This window comes from Micromonospora sp. BRA006-A, from assembly GCF_033433935.1.
In the GTDB taxonomy this organism is placed as follows: Bacteria; Actinomycetota; Actinomycetes; order Mycobacteriales; family Micromonosporaceae; genus Micromonospora; species Micromonospora aurantiaca.
Genome location: NZ_JANCLW010000001.1, coordinates 562,354 through 580,240 on the forward strand (window position 1 = coordinate 562,354; position 17,887 = coordinate 580,240).

The window sequence follows — 17,887 nt, forward strand, 5'->3', positions numbered from 1 at the left end:
TCCGATCGGCAGCAGCGCGATGGTGAGCGTCATGGCGACGACCAGTCCGATCTGCCACGCACCGTAGCGGATGACATGAAGCGCGGAGTCGCCGACGACGAGACCGAGCCCGACCCGAGCAGCGTCTCGGCGGTTCGCCGGGCACGTTGACCGATCGCCGGCGCGATCGTGCCGGCCGTAGCGCTGGGAGCGAACACCGGCATGGGGTTGTGCAGGAAATCCCGGGCAATCACCCAGGACAGCGCGGCGGCCAGACCCGCCTGGGTGGCGATCAGCACGATGACCGAACTGCCGGCGGAGGATCCGTGCGCCGGTTCCGACCCGGTCGGGCACGTCGACGGTGGCGCGTTCGGCGAGATCGGCTGCCATCTCGGGAAATGGGGACAGCACCGATCGTCGTTGCCCTTGACCATGCACGCTCTTACCCGCCCCGCCTCACCGTGAACCTGCCCGCGCCGACAGCGACACCGAGCCGGCTCCCCTCCGCGCTTCGAGGGAGCATTGCCGCGTTCGCCACGTAGACGCACCTGCCGACCTCGCCCGTCAGCGTGGCGTGCGGTCTGTTCACCGACAACGGTCGGCGGGTGATCGCGGCCCAGGCACGGTTCTGCCGGACGTGGCGGACTCCGGGCGTCCGCGGCGGCCTCCGACGGTGCCGTGCGCTGAGCGCTTTCGGTCGTTCGACGCGACAAGGCGCCCTCGACAAGTGCGCCTGCGGGTGCGACCGTGAGTCTGGCCGGGGCGCCTGGATCAGGCCTGCTGGTGGTTCGCTTCGAACCGCTCGCGGGTCAGGAACGCCAGTTGTGCCCGCTTGTCCGGCATGTCGATCTCGGAGGCGAATGTGAAGCCCTCGGTTCGTAGGCGTCGCAGCGCGGCCTCGTTGCGCACGTCCGGCTCGACCACGATGCGCTGCGCGGCGGGATCTCGTAGGAGGAAGCGGGCCAGGGTCGGGCCGACGGCGGTGGTGAGGCCGCGGGCGTAGCGCCGGGGCGGGTTGAGGAGCAGGTGCATCCCGACGTCGCCGGGCTGGACTGGGTAGCGTTCACCGACCGGGTCCGCCTCGGGCTGGTAGGTCTGGAACAGCCCGACCGGTTCGCCGTCGAGCAGGACCAGGTACGCGTGATGGGTGTCCAGCCCGTCGAGGAACGTGTAGATCTCGCGCACGTCGTCGAGGCTGTATCCACCCATTCCCCAGAACGCGTTGCGGGGCAGGGTGACCCAGCCGTGCAGCAGTACGGCGTGCTGGTCGGGGCGCACCGGCTCCAGCGTCAGGTCGCCGAGGTCGGGAATCTGTTCCTGGTAGATCACGATCGTGTCCTCCTTCGGGGTTTCGGCGAGGGCGGGTGGGCAGAGCGGGATCAGGTCGCCGACGGCCCAGTCGGCCAGACACTGCTGTTGCCAGCGGGCGTCGGAGACGCCCTGGACGCTGCGGGTATTCAGCCCTCGCAGCCGTATCGGCGAGGATCACCCGCCAGCCCTGGAGTGGCAGTTCCCTCAAGTGGTCAATTTAGGTTACCCTCACCTAACTAAGGTGGACCTTACATGGAGGGGCTCGTGAAACGGAACTGGGAGGGCCTGGTGCTCAAGGCCATGGGGGGCCGGGACTTCCGGCTCACCGTGCTGGACACCGAGTCGGTCGATGGGCACTACCAGCGCCTGCTCCTTGATGACGGCGGGCTGCTGGCGGCCTGCGGCACGCACCCGACGATGTGGATCCGGCTCTGGTTCGACAACGACGGACGGGCCCACCAACGGGCCTACACGCTCGTCGATCCTGACCCGGCCACCGGGCGGTTCACCCTCGAGTTCGCCGTGCATGAGGGATGCGCCGCCCGCTGGGCGACCACCGCGCGGGTGGGCGACACCATCGACGCGACCGTGCAGGGCAGTGCGTTCGCGCTGCCCGACCCGGTGCCCGAACACCTCTACCTGGTCGGCGACGCGGCCTCGCTGCCGGCGGTCAACAGCCTCCTCGACGCCGGCGCGGACATCCCGGCAACGGTCTGGCTCGAGTACGCCCACGAGGGCGAGAAGGCGCTGACCCTGCGCGCCCGCGCCCACCACGACGTGACGTGGGTGCCCCGCCGCGACGACGGCCGGCACCTGGTCGACACCGTCTGCACCGCGCTGCCCGCCGTAGGGACCGCGCACTACTGGGTGGCCTGTGAGGCGGCCAGCACTCGCGGCATCACCCGGCACCTGCGGCGCACGCTCGGTGTCGGCAAGCACCAGCTCACCGCGCTCGCGTACTGGCGTGCCGCCTGATGGGCCGCCTCGGGACGCTCACCGCGCTCTACGTCACGCAGTATCTCGGTATCGGCTTCATCACGGTGGGGCTGACCGCGATCCTGCGCGACGGCGGCACCTCGCTGGACACCCTGGCGCTGCTGCAGGTGGTCGGCCTGATCTGGCCCGTCAAGTTCCTCTGGGCGCCGCTCCTCGACCGCTACGGCTCCCGGCGCCGCGGCCACTACCGCTCCTGGCTGCTGGTGCTCCAGGCCGTGCTGGTGCTGACCCTGCTGGCGCTGCTGCCCTTCTCCCGGCCCGCGGACCAGCTGGGCCCGGTCATCGCCGTCTGCGCCGCGTTCGTGTTCTTCTCCGCGACCCAGGACATCGCCGTCGATGCGGTCGCGGTGCGGCTGCTGGCCGCGTCGGAGCGGGGCACCGGCAACGGCATCCAGGTGGCGGCCAGCTACCTGGGTAACCTGCTCGGCGGCGGCGTCTGCGTGCTGGTGTACGACCGCTTCGGCTGGGCTGCGGCGGTCGGCCTGCTGGCCGCGCTGACCGCGATCGGGCTGCTTGTGGTGTGGCGGTTCCGGGAACCGGAGCGCACCGACCGGATCGTGCGCATCGGCACGGCCTACCGGGCGCTGGTGTCGGTGTTCGGGCAGCCCGGCTGCCGCTGGTGGACCTTCGGCGTCGTGCCGCTGGTGTACGTGGGCGCCGGGATGGCTCACGCTCTGGTGACGCCAGCACTGGTGGACGCCGGCTGGTCGCTGGGCCGGATCGGCGTGGTCACCGGCGTGGTGACCAGCGTGCCGGCGATCGCGGCCGGCCTGATCGCCGGTCTCGGGATCGGCCGCTTCGGGCGTGCCGGCGTGCTGGTGGCCGGCGGGGTCACTCTGGCTCTATCCACAGTGGCGTTGCTGCCGCTGATGAACGGCCGCGCGCCGCTAGGCGGCACGGTCGCCGCGCTCTGCTTCTTCCTGGCCGCGTACACGATAGCCAACGTGGTGCTCTACACGGTCAACATGGACTACTCCCGGCCAGGCAGCGGCGGCACCGACTTCACCGTGCTGTCGTCGTTCGGGCTGGTCTGCTCGTTCGTGGCCGCCTCACTCGGCCTCGCCGCCGCCGACCGTTTCGGCTACCCGGCCGTTGCCCTGGCGTCGCTGGTGCTTGTCGCCGCCGGGGTGGCGGTGGGCGTGACGCACCAGCGCCGGTTCCCGCCCTCCGGGTCGACGATCCGTGTGGCTCACTCCCAGACAGACTTGCTCGTCAGGTGAGGCCTCAGTCGCCGCGCATCCTGTCCGTACTACCGCTGGAAGCCGCATGAGTTCGATCGGAAGCCCGACCGGCACCGCGCCCGCCGCCACCGGCCGAGCCGCCACCGACGCCGCGTCTGCGGCGACGCGGGCCGCCGGCACCTCGGCCGAACCGCTCGGCCGTCTCGGATCGGCGCTGGTGCCGACACCGTGACGCTCGACCCCACGAGCGTCGGCCCGGCACCCGGCGCTCTGCCGACCGCGAGCGCAGACGGGGCCGCCACGCCACCAGCCGCCGTCCCGCACCGCTGGCTGATCCTGGCGGTGCTCTGCCTGGCCCAGCTCGTGGTGGTGCTGGACAACACGGTGCTGACCGTGGCCGTGCCGGTGCTCACGGTCGAGCTGGACGCGGGCACGGCCGACGTCCAGTGGATGATCAACGCGTACGCGCTGATGCTGTCCGGGCTGCTGCTGAGCGCCGGCAGCGCCGTCGACCGGTACGGGCGGCGACGGATGCTGCTGGTCGGGCTGGCGCTGTTCGGTCTCGGCTCCACGGCGGCCGGGCTCGCCCGCACTGCCGAGCAGTTGATCGCCGCCCGCGCCGGCATGGGAGTGGGCGGTGCGCTGCTCGCCACCGCCACCCTGGCCGTTGCCATGCAGGTCTTCGACGCCGCCGAGCGATCCCGGGCGATCGGCATCTGGGCGGCGACCAGCGCGCTGGGCTTCGCCGCCGGGCCACCAATCGGCGGACTCGTCCTGGCTCACCTGCCCTGGGGTGCGATCTTCCTGGTGAACGTCCCGATCGTGGTGGTCTGCCTGCTCGCCGGCCGGATACTGGTCCCGGAATCGCGGGACCCGACCGGTGGACGCCTCGACCTGGGCGGGGTGACGCTGTCCACCGCCGGCCTGACCGCGATCGTCTGGGCGATCATCTCCGGTCCCGAGCGTGGATGGGCGTCGGCGCCGGTGCTCGGCGTGGGCACAGCAGGAGTGTTCCTGCTGGCGCTGTTCGTCGGCTGGGAGCGGCGGTGCGCCCACCCCATGCTGGATATGCACTTCTTCCGGGACCGCCGCTTCGTCGGCGCGGTCTGCGGCGTCGTGCTGATCACGTTCGGCGCCACCGGGGCACTGTTCCTGCTCACCCAGCAGCTTCAGTTCGTCCGCGGCTACCCGGCCTGGGAGGCGGGGCTGCGGATGGCACCGTTCGCGTTGTCCATCGTGGCGCTCAACGTCGGCGGCGTGGCCGCGCTGGCGATCCGCCGGCTCGGCCTGCCGACTGCCATCGCGGTCGGCATGACCCTGCTGGCCGCCGGACTTGCGCTGGTCACGCACGGTCCGTCCGAGGGCTACGCCACACTGCTGGCAGGGCTGCTGGTCATGGGTACGGGATGCGCCCTGGCGAACCCGGCCATCGTGGAGGCGGTGATGAGCGCGATCCCCACCCACAAAGCCGGTGCCGGAGCCGGTGTGGACGGCACCATGACCGAGGTCGGCAGCAGTCTGGGGGTGGCGGTGCTGGGCGCGGTGCTCAACGCCCGGTTCGGCGCGCTGCTGCCGGCTGCGCTGGCCGGCGCCGGCTCGTTCCCGGCCACGCTGGCCGCCGCCGGCCCGGACCGGGAGGCGGTGACAACCGCCTTCGCCGAGGCGTTGCGGACCGGTCAGACGGTGGGCGCGGTCGCTGTCCTGGTCGGTGGTCTGGTTGCCGCCGCACTGCTGTGGCGTGCCGATCGGTTGGCGGCCGAGGGCCGGCGTCCATCAATCTCCACAAAGCCACACATTTAGGGTAGGCTGCCCTAAATGCCGGTTCGGTCTAGGAGGTTCGATGCACCTTTACCTGACCGCGCTGAACCCCACCGACGCCGTCCTGGAGGGCTTCCTCCCGGCAGCGAACGCGCTCGGCCTTCCGGCCACGGTGCTGACCGACCGGCCCGCCGAATGGCCAGCCGACGTGCCGGTGCGGCACTGCGCGGTCCGCGACCCGGCGGCGATCGTCGCGGCCACGACCGCCGAATCGCCCGCCGCGCTGCTGTCCAACAGCGACCACCTTCAGGAGGCGACCGCTGTCGCCGCCGGCAAGCTCGGCCTGCCGGGCAAGGACCCGGAGGCGGCTCGGCGCTGCAAGGACAAGGCCACCATGCGCCGCGCGCTCGCCGCAGCCGGACTGGACCCGGTCCGAGCGGTCACCGTCGACCCGGGTGCCACCCCTACGGTTCCGGCCGACCTCTTTCCCGCCGTACTCAAGCCCCGCGACGGCGTGGCCAGCGAGGACGCCTACCTCGTGACCGACCGGCGCGAGCTGGCCGCACAGGTCACCGCGATCCGGCGGCGGCGGCCCGAGGTGGCGCTCATCGTCGAGGAGTACCTGGCCGGCGAGCTGCGCACCTACGACACGCTGGGCGACAGCGGATCGCTGACGGTGCTCGGCGGCTGGCGCACCGGCCTCGGCCCACCACCGACCTTCACCGAGGTGAGCCTCGACTGGGCGCCTCCACCTCCCGCCCACGATGCCAGGCTCCGCGCGCTGCTCGACGCGCTCGGCGTCGGCTTCGGCGCCTGCCACACCGAGTACGTCGTGCGGCCGGACGGAATCCGGCTGATCGAGGTGAACGACCGGCTCATCGGTGACCGGATGGACCTGATCCTCACCGGCCTGCTCGGCGTGCCCCTGTTCGCCCACGTCATCCGGCTGCACCTCGGCGAGCCACTGGCCGCGCTGGACCTGCCCGACCCGGCCGCCCTGAACAGGTACGCCCGGGTCGAGTACGTCTGCGCCGACCAGTCCGGCCGGCTCACGGCGGCGCCCGGGCCCGTGGACACCGTCCACAACGGAGTGCGGCTGTCGTGCCGTCCGATGCGGGAGGTGGGCCGGGTCGCCGAGCGCACCGGCACCAACCGCGACTACCTCGCCGCGCTGCACGGCATCGGACCCGACCCCGACACCGTCCGGGCCGCGCTCACCGCGTTCCGGGACGACCTGAGCTGGACGATCACCGGATGACCGACCACAGCGAGCAGCAGGTCTTCGTCCGGGTGCTCGACGCGCTGCTGCGCGAGGACCACATCGGCCTGCTCCGGCGCGGCCGGCTCACCGTGACCGGCCGGTGGGAGGTACCGCACGCCGGCGGCTTGCTGCGCATCCCGGTCCGCACCGACGGTTTCCAGGCGATGCTGCGCTGCGCGACCGCCATGCTTGACGTCCGCGACGCCGAGGGCCGCGAACGCCGGGTGGACACCCTCGACGCTCTGCTCGCGGTACTCGCCCCGGTCGACGACCCGGAGGCCGAGGCCGGCTGGCAGACGTTCATCGCCGAGTGCCACGCCGACCTGCGGGCCCGTCGGCTCGCCACCCGGTCCCGGCCGGCGGTGTCCACCGCCGTGGCCGCCGAACGGGTGACCACGCCGGCCGGCATGCCGGCGGCACTGCTCGACGACGTGCTCGCCGCGCACGCCGGTCATCCGGTCTACCCGACCGACCGCTGCCGGCACGGTCTCGGCGACGACGACCTGACCCAGTACGCCCCGGAGCACGCACCCCGCTTCGCGCTGCGCTGGCACGTCGCCCCCCGGACGGCGGTACGGCTCACCGGTCCGCTGCCGGCGTGGTGGCCGGCCGCGGACCGGGCCGGCGACGTGCTGCTGCCGGTGCACCCGCTCACCGCGGCGCGGCACGCGCTGCCGGTGACCGACCGGCCGGTGGTGACAGTGCGGCCCACACTCTCCATGCGCACGGTGGCGCTCGCAGACGACCCGTACACGCACCTGAAGCTACCGCTGCCCACCGCCACGCTGGGCGCGCGCAACCGGCGCGGCCTGCGGCCGGCCACGCTGGCCGACGGCGCGGCGGTGGCCGGGCTGCTCGACCGGACCGCTGCGGCCGAACCCGCTTTCGCGGGCCGGATCCGGCATGCCGACGAGCGCACCTTCGGTCACGTCGGCGACGACGACCGGCGGGCTTTCCTGCTCCGCCGGTTCCCCCGGGACCTGGCCAGCACCCGGGTGGTGCCGGTGGCGGCCCTCGCCGCGCCGGACCCGGAGTCCGGCACGGTGCTGGAGCGCATCGGCGGCGGCCGTCCACAGGCCGTGCTCGACGCCTACCTGGACCTGCTGCTCGACTGGCACGTCTGCCTGTGGCTCCGGTACGGCGTGGCGCTGGAGGCCCACCCGCAGAACATCCACCTGCTCCTCGCGCCGGACGGGACGATCGGCCTGCTCTACAAGGACGACGACGGTGCCCGCCTCGACCCGCGCCACCGCGGCGCGGTGACACTGCGGGACGCACGGATGTGGGTCACTGACCCCGGCGAACTGGCCGACGTGTTCGTCACCATCACCCTTCACCTGGCCGCCGCTGCGCCGCTGCTGGCGCTGGCCGCCCGCGGGGTCCCGGTGCCGACGCCGGCCGCCGCGCTGACCCCGCGACTCATAGCGGCCCGGGACCGGTGGGGCGATGGCCCGGCGGCGCGGGAGTTCACCGAACGGGTGCTGCGCGCCGAACGGCTTCCGGTCAAGGCGATGGTCACCGCCGGCACCCTGCTACCGAAGCAGCGGCTCGGATGCGCCGACGTGAACAAGTTCTACCGGCACACCGGTCCGAACTATCTGCGGGAGACGCGATGACCAGCACCGGACTGCGCCCCCGGGCAGCCTGGCACACCCACCCTGCGGACCTGGCCGCCGCTCACGCCGTGTTCGGCTGCCTGGCCCGCGAGGTCGCCACCCCCGCCGACGTCACCATCACCGGCGACGTGGTGCAGGTCTGGCTGCCGTCCACCGGGGTGACACTACGCTGCACGGCGGCCCGGCTGTCCCCGGTCGGCACGCATCGCTACACCGGTCCGGTGCGCCACCGGCCCGACGGCGGCCCGTGGCGCGACCTGGACGCCGAAGGGCTGGCCAGTCTGGTCGCCGCGGAGCTGACCGCGCGCACCGGCCACGACAACCCCGAGTTTTTCGACCAGGTACGGGCCAGCCGCGACACGGTGGCCTACCTTCTGGCCGGGCGGCCGGCCGCCGACCCCACGCCCACGAGCGACCCGGCGATCGACGCCTACGTGGCGTCCGAGCAGTCGCTCGTCCTCGGCCACCCGCACCACCCCACCCCCAAGTGGCGCAGTGGCGACCCGGACGAATGGCAGGCGTACGCGCCGGAACTGCGCACCGAGTTCCGGCTGCACTGGCTGGCCGTGCCGGACGACCTGGTGGCCGAGGCCGGGCCGGTGGACCCGATGCTGGCCGCCCTGGAACCGCCGCGCCCACCGGCCGGGCACCGGGTGCTGCCGGTACACCCGTGGCAGGTGACGCTGGTGCCGCCGACGCATCCCCGGGTGCGCCGGCTCGGCCTGGCCGGGGCGCCGGTCCGCCCGACCGCGAGCGTCCGCACGCTCTACTCTCCCGACGCCGACCTGTTCGTCAAGACCAGCCTGCACGTGCGGATCACCAACTGCCTGCGCAAGAACGCCCGGTACGAGCTGACCGCCGCAGTCGCGCTGACCAGGCTGCTCGCCGGGATCCCGCTGTCCGACGGCGTGGCGATGCTCGCCGAACCCGCGTACCGGACCATCGACGCGGCCGGCGCGGACGAGGCGTACGGGACGATCCTGCGCACCGGCTTGCGCGCCCATCTGCGGCCCCAGCAGACCGCGGTGCTAGCGGCGGCGCTGGCCGCCGCGCCGCTATCCGCGGCAGACCCGGTGGCGTGGTGGCGGCGCTACGTCGGGCTGCTGGTGCCGGCCGTGCTGGATGCGTGGTTGCGGCACGGCGTGGTGCACGAGCCGCACCTCCAGAACGTCCTCGTGGTGCGCGACGCCGACGGCTGCCCGGTGCGAATGCTGCTGCGCGACCTGGAGGGGGTGAAGCTGGACATTAGCCGATGGACGAGCTGGCCACCGGGGTTGCCCCGGCAGGTCGGGTACGACGCCCTCCAGGCCCGCCAGCGCGTCGTCTACTGCCTGTTCGTCAACCACCTGGCCGGGATCAGCGGCGCTCTCGCCGACGCCCGGCCGGGCATCGAACCGGCCCTGTGGCGGGAGGTGCGGGACGTGGTCGCCGCGGTAGCCGCCGACCTGGGCGAGCCGCCCGAGCTGCGTGCCCTGCTGGCCGGTGAGCCGCTGGTGGCCAAGGCGAACCTGCTGGTGCGATGGCGGAGAGATGCGGACCGGGCAGCGCCGTTCGTGCCGGTGCCGAACCCTCTCGGCGGTCGCGCGTGACCCGGCCGGTCTATGTCCACGACCTCGACGCGCTGGCCGGGCACGCCCGGGCGATCCGCGCCGCCTTGCCGCCGGAGGTCGAGCTGCTGTACGCGGTGAAGGCGAACCCGGAGCCGGACGTGCTGCGCACGCTGGCACCGGTCGTCGACGGCTTCGAGACCGCCAGCCGGGGCGAGTTGCGACGCCTCGCCCAGGTGCTGCCCGAGCGGGCGGCTGCCGCGTACGCCGGTCCGGGCAAGACCGACGCGGATCTGGCCGCGGCACTCGCCGCCGGGGTGGCCCGGATCCACGTGGAGTCCCCGGCCGAGCTGCGCCGCCTTGGCGCGCTGGCGGTCTCCGCCGGGGTGCGGGCGCGGGTGCTGCTGCGGGTGAACCTGCCACTGGAGGCGCCCGGGGCGAGCCTGGTGATGGGCGGGCGTCCCAGCCCGTTCGGAATGGACCCGGCTGAGGCGGTGGCCTGCGCCCGCCGTCCACCGGCCGGGGTCGAGGTGCGAGGCGTGCACGTCCACCTGGCCAGCGGACTGGACGCGCCGCTCGCCGCCATGGTGGCGGAAGCCGTGGTCCGCTGGTCGGTCAGCGAGGTCGGGGCCCGGGAGGTAGACGTCGGCGGTGGCATGGCAGTCGACTACGTGGACCCGGCAGCCCGCTTCGACTGGGCCAGCTACGGGCGGGCACTGGCCGGCGTGTGCGACGCGTATCCGGGGGTGCGGCTTCGCGTCGAGCCGGGCCGGTCGGTCACCGCCTACTGCGGGGCGTACCTGACCGAGGTGATCGACGTGAAACGCTCCTACGGCGAGTGGTTCGCAGTGGTCGCGGGCGGCACCCACCACCTTCGTACACCGGCGGCCAAGGGCCATGCGCAGCCGTTCACCGTGCACCAGCGGTACAGCGGTGACGGGCCGTGCACCGACGGCGGGCCGGTCACTGTAGTCGGGCAACTGTGCACACCGAAGGACGTGCTGTCCCGCACGACGCACGCCGGGCCGGTGGGCGTCCGCGACGTGCTGGTGTTCGCCATGGCCGGCGCGTACGCCTGGAACATCAGCCACCGCGACTTCCTGCTCCACGAGCCGCCGGATTTCCGTACCGGCGACCCGCACCGCGTCGCCGCCGAGTGGGGCGGCCGGCCGATGACAGGTCAGGACTTGGCGCGGTCATTCCGCCAGTAGCTTATAGACGCCAACCCGGCCGGCGGCACCCGGCGATCCGCGGCTTGGTGGAAGATGCGCGGGCTACTGCGATCACGGGCAGCGAATTTCGCGCTCACGTGCCGCGGGCGGGGTGACTGCCGGGCCGCGGTCTGGTCGTGCGGGCGAGCAGGTGCACGGACGACAGACTTAGGATGAGCAGGATCAGCGCCTCCCGCACCGGCAGCAGGATGGTCAGCGGAGCAAGCGCGGCGACCAACAGGGTCAGGGCCCGGGGGCGGGTCACGGTACGGCGTGCGCGCCGCCACACGAGGTGGTCGGTCAGCAGGAAGACGATTAGGCCGCACACGAGAATGACTTGCCCGGCCGGCGTCGCCGGGCCGAGCTGTCCGGGTATGGCCAACGATGTGCGCAGGCCGAAGGCGACCAGGACGAGGCCGACGACCAGGAACAGGTGCAGGTACGTGTAGGCGTCCCGGGCCAGAGCTCCACGTTGCCGCGGCGTGGTCAGCTCGGTGAACCGTTCGCCGATGACGACGTCGGTGCCGACGTAGGTCCACCAGAGGGCGGACAGCAGGAGAGCGCCGAGTGCTACGCAGAGGAGCGCGGGTCCGGAGGCGGGCAGGCCGGCGACGGCCATTCCGGTGGAGATCACCGCTTGGCCGAGCGCGATGAGGATGATCAGGTTGTAGCGGCCCATCCACCGGCTCACCTGACCGAGCTGCCAGTTGCGGGCTCCGGTGAGATAGCCGCTGCTCAGGTCGACGGCGATGCCGGCCACCCAGAGCGCTGTGCTCAGGGGTGTCGCCGGGCCGGTGGCCCCGCCGGCGAGCACGGCGCCCACCAGCAGTACGGCGGCGACACACGTCGGCGCGGCGGCTCGTATCACGGCCGTGGGCAGCGCGGTGTCTCGCCGGAGCGGGATCCAGAGCGCGGCGAGTTGCAGGACGCGCACCGCCACGTACGTGAGGACGACGATCGCGGGACCGGGCAACCCTCCGGGCACGTGACTGAACGCCTGTGGCGTGGCGATCCCGAGCATCAGGGTCAGGGTCACCTCAGTGAGCACGATCAACCGCCGGACGTTCGCCGACCCGCGCACCACAGTCGTGTACCAGGTGTGGTTGATCCAGGACCACCAGAGCAGGGCGAGGACGGCCAGCCCGTGGAACACGCCGGTCGCCCCCGGGTGCCGGGTCATGAGGACAGTGACCTGGATGAACGCGTACACGAACACGAGGTCCAGGAACAGGTCTTCCGGGGTGGCCTCGACCTCGCGCCCGGCCGTCACGGCGACCACCCGGTGCAGGCCGCGGTGACGCTTCCGGAGCACCGTCACATGCGCGAGCACCACGCAGACCAGGGCCCCGGCGAGGATCCCGAGCGATGCCACGGCCTCCACCGTGCGGGCCACCGGCGCCAGCAGCGCGACCAGGACGATGCCGAGTAGCGGACCCCGGCCGATTCGCCGGACCATGCGCCACTCGAACGCCACCAACCCGAGCAGGTACAGGACGACCCCGCCGTAGAGACTGAACAGAGCCGGGGCGTCCCACTTCTTTGCGGTGTCGATCTCGGTGGCGCCCAGCGCGTGCTTGAGCCCGAACGCCACCAGGATGAGCCCGGCGATCATCGGCAGGTGCAGGAGGGTGTACGCGTCGCGGGCCAGCCGGGACCGGGCGTGGTGGGGGACGGACTCCAGCGTCTGTTCCGCGTCGAGCGCCGCGATGTCGAAGTACGCCCACCAGAGGAACGCCACGACGAGGAGCGCGAGCCCGGAGCCGGCGAGCACGGACCAGGTGATCGCGGGTGTGCCGGCGAACCCCCGGCTCGTGCCGATCGAGATGATCGTCTCGCCCAAGGCGATCAGCATGATCAGGTTGTGCCGCTCTGCCCAGTGCCGCACCGACCTGAGCTGCCAACTGCCGGTGCCTGGAGCGCGCAGCCCGACGTAGTCGACGGCGGTCGCCACCGCGAAGAGCAGGATCTGCAGCAGCCCGGCGCTGCGTCCGGGTGCGAGGTGGCTGGGCAGCAGCGCCCCGCACAGCAGCAGGACGGCGCTGGCGGCCAGGGGTAGCCAGGCCTGCCGGGCGGGTGCGATCGACTGCTGCGTCGAGCGTCGCCGGCTCCGCATGATGATCAACAGCGACACGGCTCGGATGCTCAGAAAGCCGACGACGAAGACGAGAGGTGCGGAGAGCTCGGCGCGCCGGTCGACGAACACATCCGGAATCGCGACGGCGACCAGCAGGAGCGCGGTCGCAACCATGAACATGACGATTGGCAGGATCCCGCGGTCGAGCCGGACCAGGTTTCCGACCCAGGCGTACCCGGCCCAACTGCGCCACAGCAGCAGGAGCACGAGCCCGCCTTGGACCAGCGCGTCGAAGGCCGACCGCGCGGCCATGAGGCCGGCGACGTTCATGAAGGCGAAGACAAACACGAGATCGAGGAAGAGCTCGGCTCGCGTCACCCCGCCGTGCGTCGCGACCAGGGTTCGCCGGACGCCCAGCCCGGCTCCGGCCACCTCATCCTCTCCGCTGGTCACCCGACCACTGTTGCAACCTCTCATGCCGCCGACAGGTGAATCCGCGACCGTGCGACGACCTCGGCGTGGAACGAGCCCGGCCGGTCCGCGATCGCCGATGCCGACATCGCCCACGCCACGTGCGGCGGGGGCGATGACTCACGGCGCCGCCGACGCCTGGCCGCACTCCCCCCGGGGCAGAGGCAGGTGCCCTCGTGGTGATTCATCCCGTACGGCCAGCCGGTACGGCCTCGTCTGCCCCCGCGCTCGCGCGGTGGCCCAGTACGACAAGCGCTACGGCGAAGGCAGGTGCCCGTCCGGCTGGCCGACCTGCCGGACCAGCGGCCGGGCAGGTGCAGAGCCCTCGGTCCGTGCGTTCCGCGCCGCGCCGGTAGGGGCCAGGGCCAGCCGTCGGCGCCGGAGAGAGGCGACTACCTCGTCGGCGGCACCGACCATTCCACCCGGGGCGGTTCAGACCGGGTTCGGCGGCGCGCATCCGCCGACCACGACTACCGCGACCCGGCCCATCTTCTAGCCCCTCGTCACCCTCTCGTCGCACGCAAGCACTCCGCTGCCGCGACGGCTTGCTGTCCCGCAGGGCGGACACACCGACCACGTCGGCCCACCGCCCCATACGATGGACAACGGCGCTGGTGCGCCCCCCCGCCGCGCGAGTGGGGCGCCGTAAGAGGGAACCCGGTGCGAATCCGGGACTGCCCCGCAGCGGTGAGTGGGAACGACAGCCGTCAACGAAGCACTGGACCGCGAGGTCTGGGAAGCGACGGCCAGTAGGTGACCGGGTGGATCCGGTCGTGCCCGCGAGTCCGAAGACCTGCCCGCACTGCGCGTACCGCCGGTGCGCGCCGTCGGCGGCCTCTCGGGAGGGCCAGGGCGGAAAGCCGGTACGCGACAGCCGTCCCCCGCCTTCCCCTTCCCCCGTGGCCGCCAGGCACCTCGAGGGAAGGACCACAGTGACAACCTCATTCGGGCAGAGCACAGTGCTCGGCTACCCCCACATCGGCGCGCACCGCGAGTTGAAGAAGGCGGTCGAGGCCTACTGGGCGGGCCGGATCGACGCCGAGAAGTTGGCGGCGACCGCTGCCGCACTACGGGAGGAGGTCTGGCGGACGCTGCGCGACGCGCGCCTGGATGCGATCCCGTCGAACACGTTCTCCTACTACGACCAGTGCTCGACACGGCCGTCGCTGTCGGCGCGATCCCGCACCGGTTCGCCCGCCTCGGCTTCGGCGATCTCGACACCTACTTCGCGATGGCCCGGGGCGTCGATGCCGAGCCGGCGCTCGAACTGACGAAGTGGTTCGACACCAACTACCACTATCTGGTCCCCGAGATCGGCTCCGACACCACCTTCGCGGCGAATCCCGACAAGGCGCTGCGCGAGTACCGTGAGGTCCGCGATCTGGGAATCGACAGCCATCACCGGATCGGGGCGCATCGAGGGTGGGGCGGGGTGGCCGGTGTGCTGCGGGGAGGGTTCCTCATCCGCGACCGCAAGTACACCGCCGCCTTTCGATCACGTCTTCGCCGCCCGAACTCGGCGGAGATGTCTGGGGCGCAAGACGGCGGAGAGCGTGGTGCTGTCGAACACTGAGCGCAATTCGGTCCCCCGCCGATGGCCAAACTCGGACGCCTGCCGGACGCCTGGGTCAAGTCCACCGGTAACAACGCAGCGCTCGTGAGGGCAGACCGCAGGGTCCGCGGGTACCGGGGTCCCGCGCCTCCCGGCCTGCCGGTCAAGGCGCCGATCTGATGGTGGGCAGGCCGCAGGCGCCGACGGGGCCCAGCGCCTGGGACGCTCCGGTGCGACCTCCGCGACAACCACCCTCAGTGGCTGCCCTGCACCCGCAGCGAGTACAAACCCTGGCCTCCCCATAAACCCACAAAGGCCAACTCTGTGGGCGAAAGGTGCGTAGCGTTCAGGTGGGCCTGTGCCGAGGGCCCACCCCACCGGCAGAAAGGGTATGAGATGTCGCTCGACGCGTTCCGCATCCCCGGCGGCTCCTTGGACGACTTGATCAGTCGGTTCTTCGGGGGAGATCCGTTCGCGGGACGTCCGGTGGAGCGGGTCGACCTGTCCCGGCTGCTCTCCACCGAGTCGCGGCAACTCCTGCAACGGGCAGCCGAGCAGGCTACGGAGTGGGGCAGCCCGTACCTCAATGTCGAGCACCTGCTGTGGGCCGCAGCCCAGGCGGACCCCACCCGCCGGATGCTCGGCGCGAGCGGCGCCGACCCCGACGACCTGGCCCGCCAGATAGAGTCGGCCGTCCCCAAGGGCAGGCCACGCGAGGACACGCCTCCGCTCGCGCCGGCGGCGAAGCGCGCCCTGCTCGACGCGCACCGCGAGTCGCGACGGTCCGGCGCGTCGTACATCGGCCCCGAACACCTCCTGCTCGGCATCGCCGCGAACCCGGAGACGACCGCGGGCCGGGCGTTGCGGGCGCTCGGTGGGGCCGTCACCGGGCCCACGCCGCCGGCGGGCGGTGCCGACGGGCGCGGGGCCAGCAGCACCCCCACCCTGGACCAGTACGGGCGGGACCTCACCGAGGACGCCCGGGCCGGTCGGCTCGATCCGGTCGTCGGCCGTGATGACGAGATCGACGACACGATCGAAGTGCTCTCCCGGCGTACGAAGAACAATCCGGTGCTCACCGGCGAGCCGGGCGTCGGCAAGACGGCGATCGTCGAGGGCATCGCGCAGCGCATCGTCAACGACGAGGTGCCCGAAACCCTGGCCAACCGGCGTGTGGTCGCACTCGACCTGTCCGGGATGGTGGCGGGCACCAAGTACCGCGGTGAGTTCGAAGAGCGCCTGAAGAACGTGATCCAGGAGGTGACGTCGGGCGAGGACGGGCTGATCCTCTTCATCGACGAACTGCACACCGTTGTCGGCGCGGGCGGCGGTGGCGAGGGGGCGATGGATGCCGGCAACATGCTCAAGCCCGCCCTGGCCCGCGGCGAACTGCACGTGGTCGGTGCGACGACACTGAACGAGTACCGTCGCTACATCGAGAAGGATCCTGCGCTGGAGCGCCGGTTCCAGCCGATCCTGGTGTCGGAGCCGAGCGTGGAGGACACCGTCGCGATCCTCAAGGGCATACGTGACCGGTACGAGGCGCACCATCAGGTGCGCTACACGGACGAAGCGCTGGACGCCGCGGCTGAACTGTCCCACCGCTACATCACCGACCGGTTTCTGCCGGACAAGGCCATCGACCTGCTCGACCAGGCGGGGGCCCGGGTCCGGCTTCGTTCCCGCACCCCGGCTCCGGACAAGAAGGAGATCGAGAAGCGGCTGTCCCAGCTGCGCCGGGAGAAGGACAGCGCGGTGGCGAACGAGGATTATCAACGCGCGGGTGCGCTGAAAGCCGAGATCGGTGCGGCCGAGCGGGATCTGGCGGCGGCGCAGGAGGGCACGCCTCCGGTGCCCGAGGTGCATATGAGCGACATCGCCGAGGTGGTCAGCCGCCGTACCGGTGTTCCCGTCACCCAGCTCACGGAGGTGGAGAAGCAGAGGCTGAGGCGCATCGAGGAGCAACTGCACGAGCGCGTGGTCGGCCAGCACGAGGCCGTACGGGCTGTGGCGGCTGCCGTACGCCGATCGCGTTCCGGGCTGAGTGACCCCCAGCGACCCGACGGGTCGTTCCTCTTCCTCGGCCCCACCGGCGTCGGCAAGACTGAACTGGCCAGAGCCCTCGCCGCGGCGCTCTTCGGCGACGAGTCCAGCATGATCCGCTTCGACATGAGCGAGTTCCAGGAGCAGCACACGGTCAGCCGGCTGGTCGGAGCGCCCCCGGGCTACGTCGGGTACGAGGAGGCCGGTCAGCTCACCGAGGCGGTCCGGCGCCGGCCATACTCGGTGCTGCTCTTCGACGAGGTGGAGAAGGCGCATGCGGATGTGTTCAACGCGCTGCTGCAGGTGCTCGACGACGGTCGCCTCACCGACGCGCAGGGTCGCACGGTCGATTTCAGCAACACCATCCTGATCATGACGAGCAACATCGGCGCGGACCGCATTCTGGCCGCGCAGGCGGCAGGGCGTCCGGTCAACGACCAGCGCGAGGAACTGATGGGGCTGCTGGGGCAGCGGTTCCGGCCGGAGTTCCTCAACCGGATCGACGAGATCATCGTCTTCACCGGCCTGGACCGGGACCAGCTCCTTGAGATCACCGGCCTGCTGCTGGACCGCACCCGCCGTCGGTTGCACGCACAGGACATCGACCTCGAGGTCAGCCCGGACGCCGTGCAGTGGCTGGCCAACCGGGGCTACCAGCCCGAGTACGGGGCGCGGCCACTGCGGCGCAGCATCCAGCGCGAGTTGGAAGACCGGCTGTCGACCCTGCTGCTCGATGACGGGGCGAATCCGGGCGACACCATCGAGGTCAATGTCGTCGGCGGCGAGCTCGACCTCTCGGTCCGGCCCGCCGCCGTACCGGCTGGCACGTGACACCCGACGAGCAGCTCGGCGAGCCGTCGCGGTGTGTCCCGGGGGCTCCACCCCGG

The 17,887-nt window shown here is 72.0% G+C and carries 12 protein-coding genes, 1 pseudogene and 1 riboswitch; of the genes and pseudogenes, 10 read left to right on the plus strand and 3 right to left on the minus strand.

What is annotated here, in order from left to right; genetic code table 11:
- Positions 1-29 precede the first annotated feature (29 nt).
- Together NMK34_RS02835 and NMK34_RS02840 are read right to left on the minus strand one after the other, a co-directional pair.
- Positions 30-413 carry a hypothetical protein gene (locus NMK34_RS02835; protein WP_141722639.1) on the minus strand — a complete coding sequence of 128 codons (384 nt, stop codon included), beginning with the start codon at positions 411-413 and terminating at the stop codon, positions 30-32.
- Positions 414-750: 337 nt separating this feature from the next.
- Entirely contained in the window at positions 751-1,308 is a 558-nt protein-coding gene (locus NMK34_RS02840) for a GNAT family N-acetyltransferase (RefSeq protein WP_318332083.1), read from the minus strand.
- 246 nt (positions 1,309-1,554) lie between these two features.
- On the opposite strand from NMK34_RS02840, the gene NMK34_RS02845 reads away from it, so the two are divergent.
- Genes NMK34_RS02845 through NMK34_RS02880 form a run of 8 tightly spaced genes read left to right on the plus strand, consistent with a single transcriptional unit; the run spans position 1,555 to position 10,860 of the window.
- Positions 1,555-2,265, plus strand: coding sequence for a siderophore-interacting protein (locus NMK34_RS02845; RefSeq protein ID WP_318332084.1), 711 nt, complete (start codon positions 1,555-1,557; stop codon positions 2,263-2,265).
- Positions 2,265-3,506, plus strand: a complete 1,242-nt coding sequence (locus NMK34_RS02850; protein WP_318332085.1) for an MFS transporter — start codon at positions 2,265-2,267, stop codon at positions 3,504-3,506. Before NMK34_RS02845 ends, NMK34_RS02850 begins: the two co-directional genes overlap by 1 nt.
- A gap of 46 nt (positions 3,507-3,552) precedes the next feature.
- Entirely contained in the window at positions 3,553-3,699 is a 147-nt protein-coding gene (locus tag NMK34_RS02855; RefSeq protein WP_167796912.1) for a hypothetical protein, read from the plus strand.
- Between the two features lie 38 nt (positions 3,700-3,737).
- Positions 3,738-5,267: an MFS transporter gene (locus NMK34_RS02860; protein WP_318336258.1), complete on the plus strand. Its 1,530-nt coding sequence runs from the start codon at positions 3,738-3,740 to the stop codon at positions 5,265-5,267.
- 40 nt (positions 5,268-5,307) lie between these two features.
- Positions 5,308-6,483 carry an ATP-grasp domain-containing protein gene (locus NMK34_RS02865; RefSeq protein ID WP_030502015.1) on the plus strand — a complete coding sequence of 392 codons (1,176 nt, stop codon included), beginning with the start codon at positions 5,308-5,310 and terminating at the stop codon, positions 6,481-6,483.
- Positions 6,480-8,102, plus strand: coding sequence for an IucA/IucC family protein (locus tag NMK34_RS02870; RefSeq protein ID WP_318332086.1), 1,623 nt, complete (start codon positions 6,480-6,482; stop codon positions 8,100-8,102). The genes NMK34_RS02865 and NMK34_RS02870 overlap by 4 nt, the downstream gene beginning before the upstream one ends.
- Complete coding sequence (locus tag NMK34_RS02875) at positions 8,099-9,691, plus strand: IucA/IucC family protein (protein WP_318332087.1); 1,593 nt, start codon at positions 8,099-8,101, stop codon at positions 9,689-9,691. The genes NMK34_RS02870 and NMK34_RS02875 overlap by 4 nt, the downstream gene beginning before the upstream one ends.
- Positions 9,688-10,860 (plus strand): alanine racemase, encoded by a 1,173-nt coding sequence (locus NMK34_RS02880; RefSeq protein ID WP_013476163.1) that lies wholly within the window; start codon positions 9,688-9,690, stop codon positions 10,858-10,860. Before NMK34_RS02875 ends, NMK34_RS02880 begins: the two co-directional genes overlap by 4 nt.
- A 94-nt stretch (positions 10,861-10,954) precedes the next feature.
- Here the strand turns inward: NMK34_RS02880 and NMK34_RS02885 are convergent, their stop codons facing one another.
- Positions 10,955-13,387 (minus strand): low temperature requirement protein A, encoded by a 2,433-nt coding sequence (locus tag NMK34_RS02885; protein ID WP_318332088.1) that lies wholly within the window; start codon positions 13,385-13,387, stop codon positions 10,955-10,957.
- 613 nt (positions 13,388-14,000) lie between these two features.
- Positions 14,001-14,221: riboswitch (cobalamin riboswitch) on the plus strand.
- Positions 14,222-14,364: 143 nt separating this feature from the next.
- Between NMK34_RS02885 and NMK34_RS02890 the strand changes: the two are divergent.
- A pseudogene (locus NMK34_RS02890) lies at positions 14,365-14,978 on the plus strand (hypothetical protein).
- A gap of 375 nt (positions 14,979-15,353) precedes the next feature.
- Positions 15,354-17,831 carry an ATP-dependent Clp protease ATP-binding subunit gene (locus tag NMK34_RS02895; protein WP_047892988.1) on the plus strand — a complete coding sequence of 826 codons (2,478 nt, stop codon included), beginning with the start codon at positions 15,354-15,356 and terminating at the stop codon, positions 17,829-17,831.
- Positions 17,832-17,887 lie beyond the last annotated feature (56 nt).